The sequence below is a fragment of the Bradyrhizobium sp. UFLA05-125 genome, assembly GCF_059803515.1.
Genome location: NZ_JBANBJ010000011.1, coordinates 68,548 through 84,360 on the forward strand (window position 1 = coordinate 68,548; position 15,813 = coordinate 84,360).

A 15,813-nucleotide genomic window follows, 5' to 3' on the forward strand; every position below is an offset into this window, starting at 1 on the left:
CAGCCGAGGCTGGCCGACACGAGCACCTCCGGCAACAAATCGAATGCCGCAAGCGCGCTGGAGGAATGGCAAGAGAGCCGCGAAGTCCAAGCACCGCCTCGACGTCCGATGTAGATGGAAGAATAGTCGCGGGCGCGTCGTTGAGATCGATCTCGTCGACCTCCGCGATGCCGGCACGGCGCCCGCGAGCACGATTTCGCAACACCCGCGAACGTGCTGTTACGCGGCCCGGAACGCATCGAGGAATTTGCCGACCTCGAGCTTGAGGCGGCCGCTCTCGCCCGAGAGCGACTTCGCTGCAGCGAGCACGTTGGCGGAGGCCGATCCGGTCTGGCTTGCGCCGTGCTGCACTTCGACGATGTTGACGGAGACTTGCTGGGTGCCGCGCGCCGCCTGCTGCACGTTGCGGGATATTTCGCGCGTTGCGGCGCCCTGCTCCTCGACCGCCGAGGCGATGGCGGAGGCGATCTCGGACATGCGGGTGATGGTGTCGCCAATCGCCTTGATGGCGCCCACGGAATCCTGCGTCGCGGACTGGATGCCGGCGATCTGCTGGCTGATCTCGCCGGTCGCTTTTGCGGTCTGCTCGGCCAGCGCCTTGACCTCGGATGCGACGACCGCGAAGCCGCGCCCGGCCTCGCCGGCGCGCGCCGCTTCGATCGTGGCGTTGAGCGCCAGAAGATTGGTCTGGCCTGCGATTTGGCTGATCAGCTCGACGACGTCACCGATGCGGCCGGCAGCCTTGGCGAGCTCGCCGACATGACCGTTGGTCTGCTCGGCCTGCCGAACCGCCTCGCTGGCGATGCGGGCGGAATCCTGGACCTGACGGCTGATCTCATCGACCGATGAGGCCATCTCCTCGGCCGCCGCAGCGACGGTCTGCACGTTGGTGGAAGCCTGCTCGGATGCGGCCGCGACGTTGGCCGTGACCTGCTCGGACTGCTCGGCTGTCCGCGTCAGCGTTCCGGCCGAGGCTTCCAGCTCGGTTGAAGCCGACGAGACGGTGTTGACGACGTCACCGATCAGGGCTTCGAACTCGCGGGCGATCCGGTCCATGCGCTGTCCGCGCTTGAGCTTCACCTCCGCTTCGACGCCGGCCGCCTCGTCGGCGGCGGCCTTGGCGATCAGCGAATCCTTGAAGTGTTGAAGCGAGCCGGCTACCTGGCCGATCTCGTCCTGGCGCCCGCTCGCGGGAATCTCGACCGCGTGCCTGCCTGCGGCAAGAGCGCCGATCACGTCCGCAAGCTTCGCAAGCGGCGTCACCACGCGGCTGCGCAGCATCACGGTCACGCCGGCGAGCATGCCGAGCAGCGCCAGCACCGCGATGCCGGCGAGTGCCAGCATCGCCAGCGCGCCGTCACGGGCCGCGGAGGCGCGGTCGGCCGCCTCCGCCAGCGCAGCGTCACGCACGCCGAAAAACATCTGGATGGCCGGCACGATTGCATCCGCCAGCTCATCGGTGCTGAGACCGAACTTGCCGTCGCTCCGCGCCGCGGGCATCGCCTTCTCGACCACGAGCGCCGCGTGGCCGAAATAGGCCTCGGTTGCGTCCCTGAACGCCTTGGCGATGCGAGGCGGATTTCCGAGCTGATCGATGCCGGCCTCGATGCGCTCGCGGTCTGCCTCTACGCGTCCCTGCATGCGGTCCATCACGGAGAATTCAGCCACCGTCAGCGGGCGGTGGGCGCTGATCGCGGGTGACAGGGTGGCGGCGCGACTGCCGGCCGAGACGCGCAAATCCTGCGCCGTGCGGGCCACGTTCAGCAGCGCCGCGAGCGAGGAGTCGGCGTTCACCACTTTCGCCTCGAGCCGGTTCATGATCGGTTCGATGGCGGTAATCACCTCGCCGACGCCGGGCAGGAAGCCCTTGATCGCGGCGCCGTCGCGTGCGCTCAGGGGAACGCTCATGGCGCGGTCCGCCACCGTGCGGGTTTCTTTCAAGCGGCTCGCGGCCCGGTCGAGAGTCTCGACCAGCGCTGTGCCATCATCCAGCGCAATGATCGCCCGCCTTGCGTTCTCGAACGCCGTATCCGCAGCCTTCGCGGCTTTCGCGGTGGCCTCGAGCTGGGCCGGCGTCGCAGGAGCCTCCTGGAAGATCGGCGTGATGTAGGGTGCGCGATAGCCGGCAACGTACTGACTGACCATGAGGACCGCGCCAAAGGCATCGACGGCCTTGATGGCCTGGGAACGGTCGGCATAGATGCGCGTCTGGGGCACCAGCACCTCGGCGCCGAGGATGACCGCGAAGACTGTCACCGACAGCATCGACAGTGCGAACAGCCTCCCGATCCGCATCCCGATCCCCATAGACATTTCTGTAGATGTCGGAAATTAGCCGGCAGACACTAAGGCGCCGTTAAGTAACGCCCCCGCAACAACCGCAGTTCCGCGGAGTGGACGTAACTGGCCTCAATGCCACTGCAGCGCGAGGGTGCGACGGAATTCCCGGGCATTTGCTCGCCGAATGCCTATATGACGAGGTAGTGACCGCACTCCCAACCCGGAACATCGATGCTTTCGCTTGAGCTCGCCATCGTCGTCTGCCTCATCGTCGTCAATGGCCTCCTGTCCATGTCGGAGCTGGCGGTCGTCTCCTCGCGCCCGGCCCGGCTCTCGATGCTGGCGGCCAAGGGGGTGCGCGGTGCCGAGCGCGCGCTGGCGCTGGCGTCCGATCCCGGAAAGTTTCTCTCGACGGTGCAGATCGGCATCACGCTGGTCGGCGTGCTGTCAGGCGCGTTCTCGGGCGCGACGCTCGGGCAGCGGCTGTCGCAATGGCTGGTCGAGCTTGGCCTCTCGTCCGGCATTGCCGACGTCGTCGGCGTCGGCATCGTGGTGACGCTGATCACCTACGCGACGCTGATCGTCGGCGAGCTCGTGCCCAAGCAGGTGGCGCTGCGCGATCCCGAAAGCATCGCGGTCAAGGTCGCACCGGTGATGGACTGGCTCGCCAGGATCTCGCTGCCGCTGGTGATGGTGCTCGATCTCTCCGGCAAGCTGATCCTGACGCTGCTCGGCCGCGGCGGCAAGGCGGAGGAGAAGGTTTCGGAGGACGAAATCCATCACCTTGTCAGCGAGGCCGAAAACGCCGGCGTGCTCGAACCCGGCGAGAGGGAGATGATCGCCGGCGTGATGCGGCTCGGCGACCGTCCGGTCGGCGCCGTGATGACGCCGCGAACGGAGGTCAACGAGATCGACCTCAATGATGCGCCGGAGACGATCCGCGAGATCATGTCGAAGAGCCCGCATTCACGCTTTCCGGTGTCCGACGGCGATCGCGACAAGCCGATCGGCGTGCTCCAGGCCAAGGACCTGCTCGTCGCTTATTTGAACGAGCGCCCGCCCGATCTGCGTGCGCTGGTGCGCGACGCGCCGGTGATTCCGGCCTCCGCCGATGCGCGCGACGTGCTGGCGATCCTGAAGGCAGCGCCGGTGCATATTGGCCTCGTCTACGACGAATACGGCGCTTTCGAAGGCGTGGTCACCGCCGCCGATATCCTGGAATCCATCGTCGGAGCGTTCCATTCCGAGGAAGGCCCGCCGGAGCCAGCCTATGTCGCGCGTGCCGACGGCTCGCTGCTGGTCTCGGGCTGGATGCCGGTCGACGAATTCGGTGAGCTGCTCGGCTTCGAGTTGCCGCCGCATCACCGCTACAACACCGTGGCCGGCCTCGTGCTGCAACACTTCAACGTGCTGCCCCATGTCGGCGACGCCTTCGACCTCGGTGGCTGGCATCTCGAAGTCGTCGATCTCGACGGCCGGCGAATCGACAAGATCCTTGCGAGTCGAAGGAGTGAGCAGGCGACGGCGTGAGCTGCCTCTCCACTCGTCGTCCCGGGGCGCGCGACGCGCGAGCCCGGGACCCATAACCACAGGATCAAGTTTTGGCGAAGACTGGCTAACCAGCATCTCGCGCCACACCACTCCCTGTGGTTATGGGTCCGGATCAGCGCTCGCTTGTCCGGGACGACGGTTGTGCTGGTGGCACCAGCGCGCCTCTTTCTCGATTTCACTTGTCGCGCTTTTGAGAGCCGCCGTTGGTTCTCTCGTCGTCGTCGCTGTTGCTCGCGTCCGGCGTTCGATCCTGCCTGCCGTTGCTATCGAACGCACCGCTGTAGCCCAGGGTATTCGACGACGTGCCCTGCTCCGTCCGCGGTTCGCGGCCGTAGCGTGGGGTGCCGTCCGCCGTTGTGCCGACGACGGCGTGCGACGGACTTGCTGGATATCCTCCGCCTTGCGCCGTGGCCATGGCCGATAGCGCAAGCCAGAGCAAAGCGGCCATGCTCGCTGTTCTCATGATCTCTCCCGGCTCGACGCGCCGACCAGGTGCTTCGGCGCGTTCGATGGCAATGCGGATCGTGCGTAGGAGTTGCAACGTGCCGGGCGCGAACCGGGCCGGACCCTCACAGAACCGGCTGGAACGAATCCGCCCGCGCCATCCGCCAGGCATCGCGGAAGCGCGGGTCTTCGGTGCCTTCGAGCAACTCCCCCGGCCGCAGCGCCGGATAGAGCTGCGCGAATGATTTCACCTCGGTGGTCGCGGTGCGCTGCGTGAAGTGGATCGGGCGCAGCTCCTGCGGGTGCTCGAGGCCGGCCGCGGCGATCAGCTCGGAGAGCGAGTGCAGTGTCGCATGGTGGTAGTTGTGGACGCGGTCGATCTTGAGCGGCACGTAGAGCGCCCGTGCGCGCGTCGGATCCTGCGTGGCGACACCGGTCGGACAGCGGTCGGTGTGGCAGCTCAGGGACTGGATGCAGCCGAGCGAGAACATGAAGCCGCGCGCCGAATTGCACCAGTCGGCGCCGATCGCCATGGCGCGCGCCATGTCGAAAGCGGTCGCGACCTTGCCCGACGCACCGATCTTGATGCGGTCGCGCGCGTTGATGCCGACCAGCGCGTTGTGCACGAAGTTGACGCCCTCGCGCATCGGCATGCCGAGATGATCCATGAACTCCAGCGGCGCAGCGCCGGTGCCGCCTTCATTGCCGTCGACGACGATGAAGTCCGGATAGATGCCGGTCTCCAGCATGGCCTTGCAGATCGCCAGGAACTCCCAGGTGTGGCCGATGCACAGCTTGAAGCCGGCCGGCTTGCCGCCGGAGAGTTTTCGCATCTCGGCGATGAACTGCATCATCCCGATCGGGGTGGAGAAGGCGCGGTGCGAGGCCGGCGAGATGCAGTCCTCGCCCATGTTGACGCCGCGGATCTTTGAAATCTCTTCGGACACCTTGGCCGCCGGCAGCACGCCGCCATGACCGGGCTTGGCGCCCTGGCTGATCTTGAGCTCGACCATCTTGATCTGGTCTTCGGTTGCCACTCTTGCGAAGGCGTCCGGATCGAAGGTGCCGTCGAGGTGACGGCAGCCGAAATAGCCCGAGCCGATCTCCCAGATGATGTCGCCGCCCATCTCGCGGTGATAGGGGCTGACCCCGCCCTCACCGGTGTCGTGCGCGAAGCCGCCTCTCTTGGCGCCGGCATTCAGCGCGCGCACGGCATTGGGACTGAGCGCGCCAAAGCTCATGGCCGAGATATTGAACACCGACGCGGAGTAAGGCTTCGCGCAGTCCGGGCCGCCGATGGTGATACGGAATTTCTCATCGGCCCGCGTCTTCGGCGAGACCGAGTGATGCATCCATTCATAGCCCTCGCGATAAACATCCTCCTGTGTGCCGAAGGGTCGCTTGTCGAGCTGCATCTTGGCGCGCTGGTAGACCACTGCGCGGGTGTCGCGCGAGAACGGCATGCCGTCCTTCTCGCTCTCGAAGAAATACTGCCGCATCTCCGGGCGAATTTCCTCGAGCAGGAAGCGCATATGCGCCGAGATCGGGTAGTTGCGAAGGACCGCGTGGCCCTTCTGCAGGAGATCGCGGACGCCGAGCAGGGTGAGCCCGCCGAAGATCACGATGGGAATGATGAGGAGGTCGAAAATCTTGCGATCGGCGATGCCGAAGCCGATCAGGAGCGCGGTGACGACCGCGCAGATCGTCAGCACGATGAAGCGCGGCGAGAACGGGAGCAGCAGCGTCTCCATGACACCCTGTTCGAGAGGTCCCCTGGGCTGGTTGTGTGCTTTGTTGACGTTGGACACGATCACATCCTCATCGTCGGGCTGACGGGATACTTACTATACGCCTGCGCCTTCATACGGATATGACGCAGCCTGCGTTTCAGGCTAACGAATTCGCCCGGCGCAAATCAATCGCCGGGTGGGCAGGCTACTGCAGTGCAATAGACGGGAGTGAAATGGGGCAGCGGAAGTGCCCGAACTGTGTTCGAGACTGATTGTGGCGCCGCAAGTGTCGCCACAAACTCAACTGTCGTCCCGGGACGCGCCACCGGGTCCGCGCGAAGCGCGGCCCGATGACAGGCTCCGCGCGAGCCCGGGACCCATAACTACAGGATTGAGTTTGGCGAAGATGGGTCACCACCGTCTCGCGCCAAAACTCCTGCCTAGGGTTATGGATCCCGGGCTCGCCCCTTGCGCGCCCCGGGATGACGATGGTGAGATGGGGCGCGGCTGAAGAGCCACTCGCGACGTGGAACTTAGCGCTCCACGAAGGCCTTTTCGATCACGAAATGGCCTGGCTCGCTGCCGGAGCCCTCAGTGAAGCCGCGGCCCTCGAACATGCTACGGAGCTCTTCGAGCATCGCGGGGCTGCCGCACATCATGATACGGTCGGTTGCGATGTCGAGCGGAGCCTGCCCGATGTCGTTGAAGAGCTGCTCGGAGTTGATGAGGTCGGTGATGCGGCCGCGGTTGCGGAACGGCTCGCGAGTCACGGTCGGATAATAGACGAGCTTCTCGGAGAGAATCGGCCCGAACAATTCGTCATCGCGCAAGGTGGCGACGAGCTGCTCGCCATAGGCGAGTTCCGAGACCTGGCGGCAACCGTGAACCAGCACGATGGTCTCGAACCGGTCATAGACGTCGGGGTCCTTGATCAGGCTCGCGAACGGCGCAAGACCAGTGCCGGTCGACAGCAGAAGAAGCCGCTTGCCGGGAATGAGGTTGTCGGCGACGAGCGTGCCGGTCGCCTTGCGGCCGACCAGGATGGTGTCGCCTTCCTTGATCTTCTGGAGGCGCGAAGTGAGCGGGCCGTCCTGAACCTTGATCGAGAAGAACTCGAGCTCTTCCTCGTGATTGGCGCTCGCCATGCTGTAGGCGCGCAGCAACGGACGGCCGTCCACTTCGAGGCCGATCATGGCGAACTGGCCGTTCTGGAACCGGAAGCCGGTATCGCGGGTGGCGCGGAAGCTGAACAGGGTATCGGTCCAGTGCTGGACGGAAAGGACCTTCTCTCGATAAAACGCGCTCATGTGTTTCGATATTCCGAATCTATGCGGTTTTGAACAAAAGGGTTGCCCGGCCCCTTCAACGCGGGGCGAACACCACTGTCATGGCGGACGATTTCGCGTGGTTGATGTACGCCATTGAGATCAATAATCAACCTTGTTTGCGCAGCAATTGATGCCGATCAAACCGGCATTTCCCGTTGATTTGTCAGAACAATTAACGATTTTCTCTTTCCAGGCCGCATTGCAGCAATTTCTTTGCCCAAATGGCTCGCAAGGCAGCACTTAATTTCCATTTGGCTCGCGAGAAATTCATTAAGAATAGCTCTGCTTTTGGCGATGGCAGACCGCCGATTTCCGGCATGAAGCGACCTTTTGGCGGGACAAGCATGATGCCAAGTAATGAACGGATATTCGTCCAGGCAATACGGAGCTATTGCACGCGGCACGGCATCGCCATCGACGTGCGCGCGGACGGCTGGCTGATCGCGATGGAGCGGGGCGAGACCCGCCGCTTCGCCTTCGGCTACGACGTCGGTCTCAACAGCGCCATTGCGCATCGCCTCGCCAACGACAAATCAGTCACATCAGAGGTGCTCGCGCTGGCAGGCGTACCCTCTATCGCCCATCACCTCTTCCTCAATCCGAAGCTGGGCGAGCACGTCGCCGGACCGCGCTGGTGGGAAGCCATGCTTCGGCTCTTGATGCAGAACCCGCAGGGGCTCGTGGTGAAGCCAAACGAGGGCACGGCCGGCCGGTCAGTCCTCAAGGTGATGAGCAGCGCCGAACTCGAACGCGCCGTGAGCGAAATCTTCGCAATGAGCCTCGGCCTGGTGATCTCACCCTATGTCGAGATCCAGGACGAGGTCCGGGTCATTCTCCTCGATGAGACGCCGATGGCGGTCTATGGCAAGAAGCGGCCGTCGGTGGTCGGCGACGGCGTGCAGACGCTGCGCGAACTGGCGGGCGCGGTGCCCCAGGTCAAGCTCGACGAGCTCGACGCGCGCGAACTGGCCACCATCGTGCCAAGGGGCCAGCGACGCGTCCTCACCTGGCGTCACAATCTCGATGCCGGCGCAAGGCCCGTCCTCATCGCGGACGGCGAGATCCGCGCCGTCTGCGCCAAGCTCGCCATCGACGCCGCCCGTGCCATCGGCATCACCTTCGCATCCATCGACCTCGTCCGCGCCGATGACGCGTGGCAGGTGCTGGAGATCAACTCCGGCGTGATGATGGAGGTGCTGGGGAAACTGTATCCGGACCTTGTGCAGGCGACGTACGACGCGGCGCTTGATCGGGTGTTTGGCGGGGAAGTGCGAGCGCGCTAATTGTTCGCGCCCGGCGAGTCGTCCATTGCCTTGAAGGCTTCCTCGAGTTGCAGCGAGATCGGCACGTTGAGCCGCTCGCCGGTCGGAAGCCTTGCCACGAACCATTTGTTGTAGAGTGGGACGAGGTCGTGGTTGGAGCCGAGCTTGCGGAAGGTGCGCTCGACCACGGCCGAGAGCTGTGGCTCGCCCTTGCGGAACATGATGCCGTAGGGGTCGTAGGACAAATAGTCGCCGGTGACGCGGAACTTGTCCTGCGCCTTGTGGCGCACGATCAGGCCGTAGAGCAGGATGTCGTCGGTCGCGAACGCGTCAGCCTTGCCATCAGCCAGCATCTGGAACGACTGCTCGTGATCGGGCGAGGCGATGATGTTGAGGCCGAGTGAAAACTTCTTGTCGGCCGCATGCATCGCCTGCTCGTTGGTGGTGCCCTTGGTCACCACCACCGTCTTGCCCTTGAGGTCGGTGACGGCAGACACGGCGGACGCCTTTGGCACCATCAGCTTGGTGCCGGCAACGAACATCAGCGGTGAGAACGCGACACGCTTGGCGCGCTCGGCATTGGCCGTGGTCGATCCGCATTCGAGATCGATCTTGTTCTGAAGCACGGCGTCGATGCGGTCGTCCGAGGTGACCTTGACGTACTCGATCTTGAGATCGGGATCGTCGACCTCGACGCCGATCTCCTCCACGATCGCCTCGCAGAGCTCGAGGCTGTAGCCGATCGGCCGGCCCGCCTGGTCGAGGAAGGAGAACGGCGGCGAGCTTTCGCGATAGCCAAGCCGCACGACGTGATTGCTCTTGATGGCTGACAACGTCGGGCTCAGCCCTTCACTGCCACCGGTCTGCCCCGAGGCGCCGGTTGCCAGCGCGCATGCCAGCAACAGGCCTGCCGATATCGCCGATGTCAGGCGCATGACGCGCTCCTGTCAGTGGCCGGCCATCGCGGGCACTTCGCCGGGCACCATGTCCGGCGTGGGAGCCTCGCCTGGTCCGAGCGCATGCTCGGGCCCGAGCTCGCCTTCCCACTTCGCGACCACGGCGGTGGCGAGCGAGTTGCCGATCACGTTGGTGGCGCTGCGCCCCATGTCGAGGAATGTGTCGATGCCCATGATCATCAACAGGCCCGCCTCCGGGATGCCGAACTGCGAAAGCGTCGAAGCGATCACGACCAGCGAGGCGCGCGGCACGCCGGCAACGCCCTTGGAGGTGATCATCAGCGTTGCGAGCATGGCAAGCTGCGTCGCGAGCGACATCTCGATGTGATAGGTCTGCGCGATGAAGATGCTCGCAAAGGTGCAGTACATCATGGTGCCGTCGAGGTTGAAGGAGTAACCGAGCGGCAGCACGAAGCTCGAGATCCGCGAGGAGGCGCCGAACTTGGTCAGCCCCTCCAGCGTCTTGGGATAGGCCGCTTCCGAGCTCGCGGTCGAGAATGCGATCATCAAGGGCTCGCGGATCAGCCGCAACAGGTGGCTGTAGCGCGGCCCGATCGCGACGAACCCGACGACGACCAGGATGCCCCACAAGATCAGCAGCGACAGGTAGAAGCCGCCCATGAACACGATGAGCTTCCACAGCACCAGCAGGCCGTTCTTTGCGACGGTCGCAGTGATCGCGGCCCAGACGGCAATCGGCGCGAACATCATCACATAGCTCGTCACCTTCAGCATGATGTGGGCGAGGTCGTCGATCAATCCGAGGATCTGCTTCGAGCGCTCAGGCAGGGCGCCCATCGCCACCGAGAAGAACACGGCGAAGATCACGATCTGCAGGATCTCGTTCTGCGCCATCGCATCCGCGATCGAGGTCGGGATCAGATGGGTGAGGAATTTCTCGATCGAGAAGGCGGAGACCGGCAGGCCGGTCGACTGCGCCTTGTCCGGCAGAGTGCCCGGGAAATTCGAGCCCGGCTGGAGCAGATTGACCATCAGGAGGCCAAGCAGCAGCGACACGAAGGAGGCGCTGACGAACCAGCCCATGGTCTTGGCGAAGATGCGCCCGAGCCTTGCGCCGGAGCCCATATGCGCGATGCCGCCGACGAGGGTCGCGAACACCAGCGGCGCGATGATCATCTTGATCAGGCGCAGGAACATCATGGCGATTAGGTTGATCGAGGCCGCCCACTCGGCACGGGTGTCGGGCATGAAATTGTAGATCGCCGACCCCACAACGATGCCCAGCACCATCGCGGCCAGAATGTATTGCGTAAACCTGTTCGACATTGCTGACCCCCGCGTATACCGGCGCTTCATAGTGTCGCAGATTTTGACAGCTACGCAACACGCTTGGCGAGCGCTCGCGTTGGCCGGATGTTCCCGTTGTGTAAAGGGGTGGAGCGATCTAGCTTTCACGCAGCGCACAACGGATGCGGCTTGCATGTTTTCTGCGCGGCAACTGCATCAATAAAAGTCAAACAATTAGAGAGGGGATGACCCATGAGCGGGACCGTCAATCGCCAGATCCTTCTGGTGGAGAAGCCGAGCGGCAAGCTTGGACCGGAGCATTTCAGGATGGTCGAGGGCGCCGTGCCGGAGCCGAATGACGGCGAGGCGCTGTTGCGCGTGCGGTACATCTCGCTCGATGCCGCCAACCGCGCCTGGATGCATGGAGCGACCTATCGCTCGGCGGTCGAGGCCAACAGCGTGATGGCGGGCGGCGCCATCGCCGAGGTCGTGAGCTCGAAGGCCGCGGGGATCGCGGCCGGTGACATCGTGTTCGGCGATACCGGCTGGCAAGACTACGCCGCAGTGCCCGCAAAGCATCTCACGAAAATGCCGAAGCTCGAGCCTCTGACGCATCTGCTCAGCGTGTTCGGCATCGCCGGCCTCACCGCCTATTTCGGCCTGCTGGAGATCGGCAAGCCCAAGGAGGGCGAGACGGTCGTTGTCTCGGCAGCTGCTGGCTCGGTGGGATCGATCGTCGGACAGATCGCCAAGATCAAGGGATGTCGCGTGATCGGCATCGCCGGCGGCGCGGATAAGTGCAACTGGCTCACCTCGGAACTCGGCTTCGATGCCGCGGTCGATTACAAGGACGGCGCGGTGTTCAAGGCGCTGCGCGCGGCCGCGCCTGATGGCATCGACGTCTATTTCGACAATGTCGGCGGCGACATTCTGGAAGCCTGCCTGCCACAGATGAACAATTACGGCCGCATCGCCTGCTGCGGTGCTATCTCGCAATATGATGGCGCGCCGTCCGCGCATGGCCCGCGCGGCGTGCCCGGCTTGATCGTGGTGAAGCGGCTCGTGATGCAGGGCTTCATCGTGATGGACTACATGAACCAGAGCCAGCGTGCGCTCGCCGACCTGCAAGCCTGGGTCAAGTCGGGACAGTTGAGGGTGCAGGAGGACATCATCAATGGCCTCGAGAACACGCCGCGGGCGCTGATCGGATTGCTTGCGGGCGACAACCGCGGCAAGCGCATGGTCAAGCTCTGATGATGGTGTCCCGCTACATTCGGTGGGCATAATCTACTTGCGGTAGATGCCAAAGCGGCCAATGATGCCGCGCGCGAGATGACCCTCGCGCCGATTGCGATCATATGACTTTTTCGAAGCCCCGATTTTCAAGGCATGGGCTTCACCAAGGGCAGGAATTGACGCAAATGTTCAACAGCTCAAGAATTGTCGCAAAGCGCAACGCGTTGCTGACGGCGGCTCTCTTCGCAACTGCAGCACCGATCTTCGCGCAGGCCCCGACCGACGCGCAGAAGAGTACGATCCGGTCCGCATGCCGGGCCGACTATCAGGCGCATTGCGCGAGCGTGACACCGGGCGGCGCCGAGGCGCTGCAATGCCTGAACAAGAACATGTCGAGCCTGTCGTCGGCCTGCCAGAGCGCGGTGCGCGCGATCGAACCGGCGGCCGCACCAAAGACCGAAGCCGCGCCGGCCGCACCGAAGGCCGAATCGGCGCCTTCCGCTGAACCCGCCAAGCCGGCCGCCGCGACCGAAGCACCCAAAGCCGAGACGCCCAAAGCTGCCGCGGCCAAGCAGCCGAGCAGCGCACAGGTCTCCGCGATCAAGAGCGCCTGCCGCTCCGACTATCCAAAAGTCTGCGCCGGCGTGCCGCCCGGCGGCGCGCCCGCGCTCGAATGCCTGGAGAAGAACAAGGCGAGAGTCTCGTCCGCCTGCGCGAAGGCAGTGAGCGCTGCCAGTGGCGGCGGCGCGGCGGCCGCGGCAGCGCCCGCGGGCACGGCACCCGCAGCGGCCGCACCCGCGGCAGCACCGGCGGTGATCGTGCTGCGGCCCTTGCGGCCGCGCGAGGAACTGCTCATCGTACGTTCGGCCTGCGGCGGCGATGTCCGGACATTGTGCGCCGGCGTGGCGCCGGGAGGCGGCCGCATTGCGCAATGCCTTGCAACCAACGCCGCGACACTGTCGCCCGCCTGCAAAGAAGTCCTTGCCCCCTTCGCTGCGCGCTAGGATCGCGCTAGGATGCCGGGTCCTTGGACGCAGCGCTTCACCCAGGCGCCATTCACCAGCGCGGTCGTGCACTTGGCGCCACGGACCAAAGCCGATGAGTTAGCGAGGTCGTAAGCACACTGTCGGTCAGGGAGGATAACGTTGCAGATCGCCGTGATCGGCGGGGGGCCCGGCGGGCTCTACTTCGCCTATCTCTGGAAGAAGCGCCACCCCGAGGACCAGGTCGACCTGTTCGAGCAGAACCCGGCCGACGCGACCTGGGGCTTTGGGGTTGTCTTCTCGGATGAGGCGCTGGAGTTCCTGCGCGCCGACGACCCTGACACCGTCGACGCGATCACACCGCACATGGAAAGCTGGGAAAACATCACGCTGAACCTCGGCGGGGACAGCGTCGCCATCGACGGCGTCGGCTTCTCCTCGATCGGGCGGCTCGAGCTCCTGAAATTCCTCCAGCAGCGTGCGCTCGATGCCGGCGTCACGCCGCGCTTCGACACGCCAGTCCATTCCATCGATCAGGTCAACGGCCATGATCTGATCGTCGCTGCCGACGGGCTGAACTCGCTGGTGCGCCGCACCTATGAAGGCGATTTCGGCACTTCGCTGTCCTACTGCTCCAACAAGTTCGTCTGGTATGGCACCTCGAAACGCTTCGACACGCTGTCGCAGACCTTCGTGAAGACCGATCGCGGAGCCTTCAACGCCCATCACTACCGCTACTCACCGACCATGAGCACGTTCCTGGTCGAGTGTGACCATGCCACCTGGCAGGCTTACGGCTTCGCCTACAAAGATGTCGAGCAATCCAAGGGCGTGTGCGAGGAGGTCTTTGCGGATACGCTCGGCGGTCACTGCCTGGTCTCGAACAAATCGGTCTGGCGCAACTTCCCCTGGGTCTGGAACGAGCACTGGTCGTTCAAGAACATGGTGCTGATCGGGGACGCCTTGCACTCGGCGCATTTCTCGATCGGCTCGGGCACGCGGCTCGCCATCGAAGACGCAATTTCGCTGGTGAGGGCCCTGGAATCGGACGCGCATCTTGCCACCGCGCTGCACCGCTATCAGGCCGAACGCAAGCCGATCGTGCAAAAGCTCGTCAGCGCAGCGCGCACCTCGGCCGGCTGGTATGAGCATTTTGCCGAGCACATGAAGCTCGACCTGATGGATTTTGCCTACAGCTACATCACCCGCTCGGGGCGGATCGACGATGCGCGCCTGCGCCATATGTCCCCGGCCTTCATGGCCCGCTACGAGGCGGAAAAGAACGGCGGAAGCCCGGAATGAGGGTGTGACCTGCAGGCGCTGCTCACGGTGTGAGAGGATGACGTGAGGGACGCACTATGCCGCTCCACTACCAATGTCATCCCGGCGAAGGCCGGGATCCATAACCACAGAAAGCCGTTGTGGCGCGAGATAGTGGTTACCAGTCTACGCCAAACTACTCCCTTGGGTTATGGGTCCCGGGCTCGCGCGGAGCCTGTCATCGGGCCGCGCTTCGCGCGGACCCCGTGGCGCGCCCCGGGACGACAGCAGAGCGTTAGGCCGCTCCCTCGCCAACCTGATAGGTCTGCACACCCTCACCCCGCCTTCCCCAGATGCTCCAGCGCGTCCTCGGCGCGCAGGGGGACGCGGGAGGCTTCGTTGTTGAGATCGACGAGCTGCATGAGCAGCGTCATCAACGTCTTGCGGTCGGCGGATTTGAGCGGCTCCAGCATGCGCGCCTGGGCGCGTTCGACCGCAGGGATGATGTCCTTGAGGATCTCGGCACCCTGCTTCGTCAGATAGAGTAGCTTGATCCGCTTGTCCTCGGGCGCCGGCTTGCGCTCGATATAGTCCTTGGCCTGGAGCCGCTCGATGACGCTGCCGAGGGTCGAGCGGTCAAAGGCGATCACCGCGGACAGCCGCGTTGCATCGATGCCGGGATGGGTATGGATCGCGACCAGCGCCGCATATTGCACCGGCGTCAGGTCGAATGCCTTGCACTCCTCCATGAAGATCGAGACCGCGATCTGCTGCATGCGCCGGAACAGATAGCCCGGCGCGGCATAGACCGCGTCCATCGTGATCGCAGAAGGAGGCCTACTCGGCATCGGGCTGCTGTTCCGGCGCGGCGTTGGCGAAGGCCGGCAGCGCCTTCGCCGCAGCTTCCGCCTGGAGCAGACGCGGATAGGCCGAGACGTCGACGCCGAAGCGGCGGGCATTGCCGAGCTGCGGCACCAGGCAGAGCTCGGCCAGCGTCGGCGCGTCGCCGAAGCAGAACGGCCCCGGCTCGTTCTTCACCAGCGTCTCGCAGGCCGACAGCCCCTCGCGATTGACCCAGGCGGCCCATTCCTGGACCTTCTCCTCCGCCAGCCCAAGCTCGCGCAGGCGCGCCAGCACCTTCAGGTTCTGCACCGGGTGGGTATCGCAGGCGATGGCAAGCGCGAACGCGCGCACCTTGGCGCGGCGCAAGCTATCCTTCGGCAGCAGCGGGGGATTGGGGTGGATCTCATCCAGCCATTCGATGATGGCGAGCGACTGCGTGAGGATCGTGCCCGCATCATCCTCCAGCGCCGGCACCAGGCCTTGCGGATTGATGGCGAGATAGGCGGGCGCACATTGCTCGCCCTTGCGCAAATGATGCGGCAGGTGAGCGGCGGTCAGGCCCTTCAGGTTCAGCGCGATCCGCACCCGATAGGCCGCGCTGGAGCGGAAATAACCATGCAGCTTCATCGGAACCCTCCCTTTTGGTTTCTCGTCCGTCAAGTTGACGCTATCCAGATTGACAGTATACTGTC

The 15,813-nt window shown here is 64.4% G+C and carries 14 protein-coding genes; 5 read left to right on the forward strand and 9 right to left on the reverse strand.

Annotation, left to right across the window (positions count from 1 at the left end; all coding sequences use genetic code 11):
- Positions 1-219 precede the first annotated feature (219 nt).
- Entirely contained in the window at positions 220-2,295 is a 2,076-nt protein-coding gene (locus SO156_RS13585; RefSeq protein WP_498535118.1) for a methyl-accepting chemotaxis protein, read from the reverse strand.
- 216 nt (positions 2,296-2,511) lie between these two features.
- Here SO156_RS13585 and SO156_RS13590 point away from each other — a divergent pair, with 216 nt between their 5' ends.
- Entirely contained in the window at positions 2,512-3,810 is a 1,299-nt protein-coding gene (locus SO156_RS13590; RefSeq protein ID WP_498535119.1) for a hemolysin family protein, read from the forward strand.
- Positions 3,811-4,006: 196 nt separating this feature from the next.
- On the opposite strand, the gene SO156_RS13595 is transcribed toward SO156_RS13590, so the two are convergent.
- The 4 genes from SO156_RS13595 to SO156_RS13610 all read right to left on the reverse strand — a co-directional run bounded on the left by SO156_RS13595 (position 4,007) and on the right by SO156_RS13610 (position 7,652).
- Positions 4,007-4,294 (reverse strand): hypothetical protein, encoded by a 288-nt coding sequence (locus SO156_RS13595; protein WP_498535120.1) that lies wholly within the window; start codon positions 4,292-4,294, stop codon positions 4,007-4,009.
- A gap of 106 nt (positions 4,295-4,400) precedes the next feature.
- Positions 4,401-6,026, reverse strand: a complete 1,626-nt coding sequence (locus SO156_RS13600) for an FMN-binding glutamate synthase family protein (protein ID WP_458148054.1) — start codon at positions 6,024-6,026, stop codon at positions 4,401-4,403.
- Between the two features lie 512 nt (positions 6,027-6,538).
- A complete protein-coding gene (locus SO156_RS13605) occupies positions 6,539-7,312 on the reverse strand; it encodes a ferredoxin--NADP reductase (protein ID WP_458148017.1) in 774 nt (257 codons plus the stop codon).
- 193 nt (positions 7,313-7,505) lie between these two features.
- Entirely contained in the window at positions 7,506-7,652 is a 147-nt protein-coding gene (locus tag SO156_RS13610; RefSeq protein WP_458148018.1) for a hypothetical protein, read from the reverse strand.
- A 28-nt stretch (positions 7,653-7,680) separates the two neighbouring features.
- Here SO156_RS13610 and SO156_RS13615 point away from each other — a divergent pair, with 28 nt between their 5' ends.
- On the forward strand, positions 7,681-8,616 hold the full coding sequence (locus SO156_RS13615) for an ATP-grasp domain-containing protein (RefSeq protein WP_458148019.1): 936 nt from the start codon (positions 7,681-7,683) through the stop codon (positions 8,614-8,616).
- Here the strand turns inward: SO156_RS13615 and SO156_RS13620 are convergent.
- Together SO156_RS13620 and SO156_RS13625 are read right to left on the reverse strand one after the other, a co-directional pair.
- On the reverse strand, positions 8,613-9,530 hold the full coding sequence (locus SO156_RS13620) for an amino acid ABC transporter substrate-binding protein (RefSeq protein ID WP_458148020.1): 918 nt from the start codon (positions 9,528-9,530) through the stop codon (positions 8,613-8,615). The genes SO156_RS13615 and SO156_RS13620 overlap by 4 nt on opposite strands.
- Positions 9,531-9,542: 12 nt before the next feature.
- Complete coding sequence (locus SO156_RS13625) at positions 9,543-10,838, reverse strand: dicarboxylate/amino acid:cation symporter (RefSeq protein ID WP_458148021.1); 1,296 nt, start codon at positions 10,836-10,838, stop codon at positions 9,543-9,545.
- Positions 10,839-11,051: 213 nt separating this feature from the next.
- On the opposite strand from SO156_RS13625, the gene SO156_RS13630 reads away from it, so the two are divergent.
- From SO156_RS13630 to SO156_RS13640, 3 genes are all read left to right on the forward strand, one after another.
- Positions 11,052-12,053: an NADP-dependent oxidoreductase gene (locus SO156_RS13630; protein ID WP_498535121.1), complete on the forward strand. Its 1,002-nt coding sequence runs from the start codon at positions 11,052-11,054 to the stop codon at positions 12,051-12,053.
- Between the two features lie 167 nt (positions 12,054-12,220).
- Positions 12,221-13,039 (forward strand): cysteine rich repeat-containing protein, encoded by an 819-nt coding sequence (locus tag SO156_RS13635; protein WP_498535122.1) that lies wholly within the window; start codon positions 12,221-12,223, stop codon positions 13,037-13,039.
- 141 nt (positions 13,040-13,180) lie between these two features.
- Entirely contained in the window at positions 13,181-14,320 is a 1,140-nt protein-coding gene (locus SO156_RS13640) for an FAD-dependent monooxygenase (protein WP_458148024.1), read from the forward strand.
- A gap of 293 nt (positions 14,321-14,613) precedes the next feature.
- Here SO156_RS13640 and SO156_RS13645 read toward each other — a convergent pair whose 3' ends face one another.
- The gene (locus SO156_RS13645; protein WP_498535123.1) at positions 14,614-15,126 is read right to left on the reverse strand and encodes a MarR family winged helix-turn-helix transcriptional regulator; all 513 of its coding nucleotides are present in this window, start codon (positions 15,124-15,126) and stop codon (positions 14,614-14,616) included.
- The gene (gene maiA / locus SO156_RS13650) at positions 15,116-15,748 is read right to left on the reverse strand and encodes a maleylacetoacetate isomerase (protein ID WP_498535124.1); all 633 of its coding nucleotides are present in this window, start codon (positions 15,746-15,748) and stop codon (positions 15,116-15,118) included. The genes SO156_RS13645 and maiA overlap by 11 nt, the downstream gene beginning before the upstream one ends.
- Positions 15,749-15,813 lie beyond the last annotated feature (65 nt).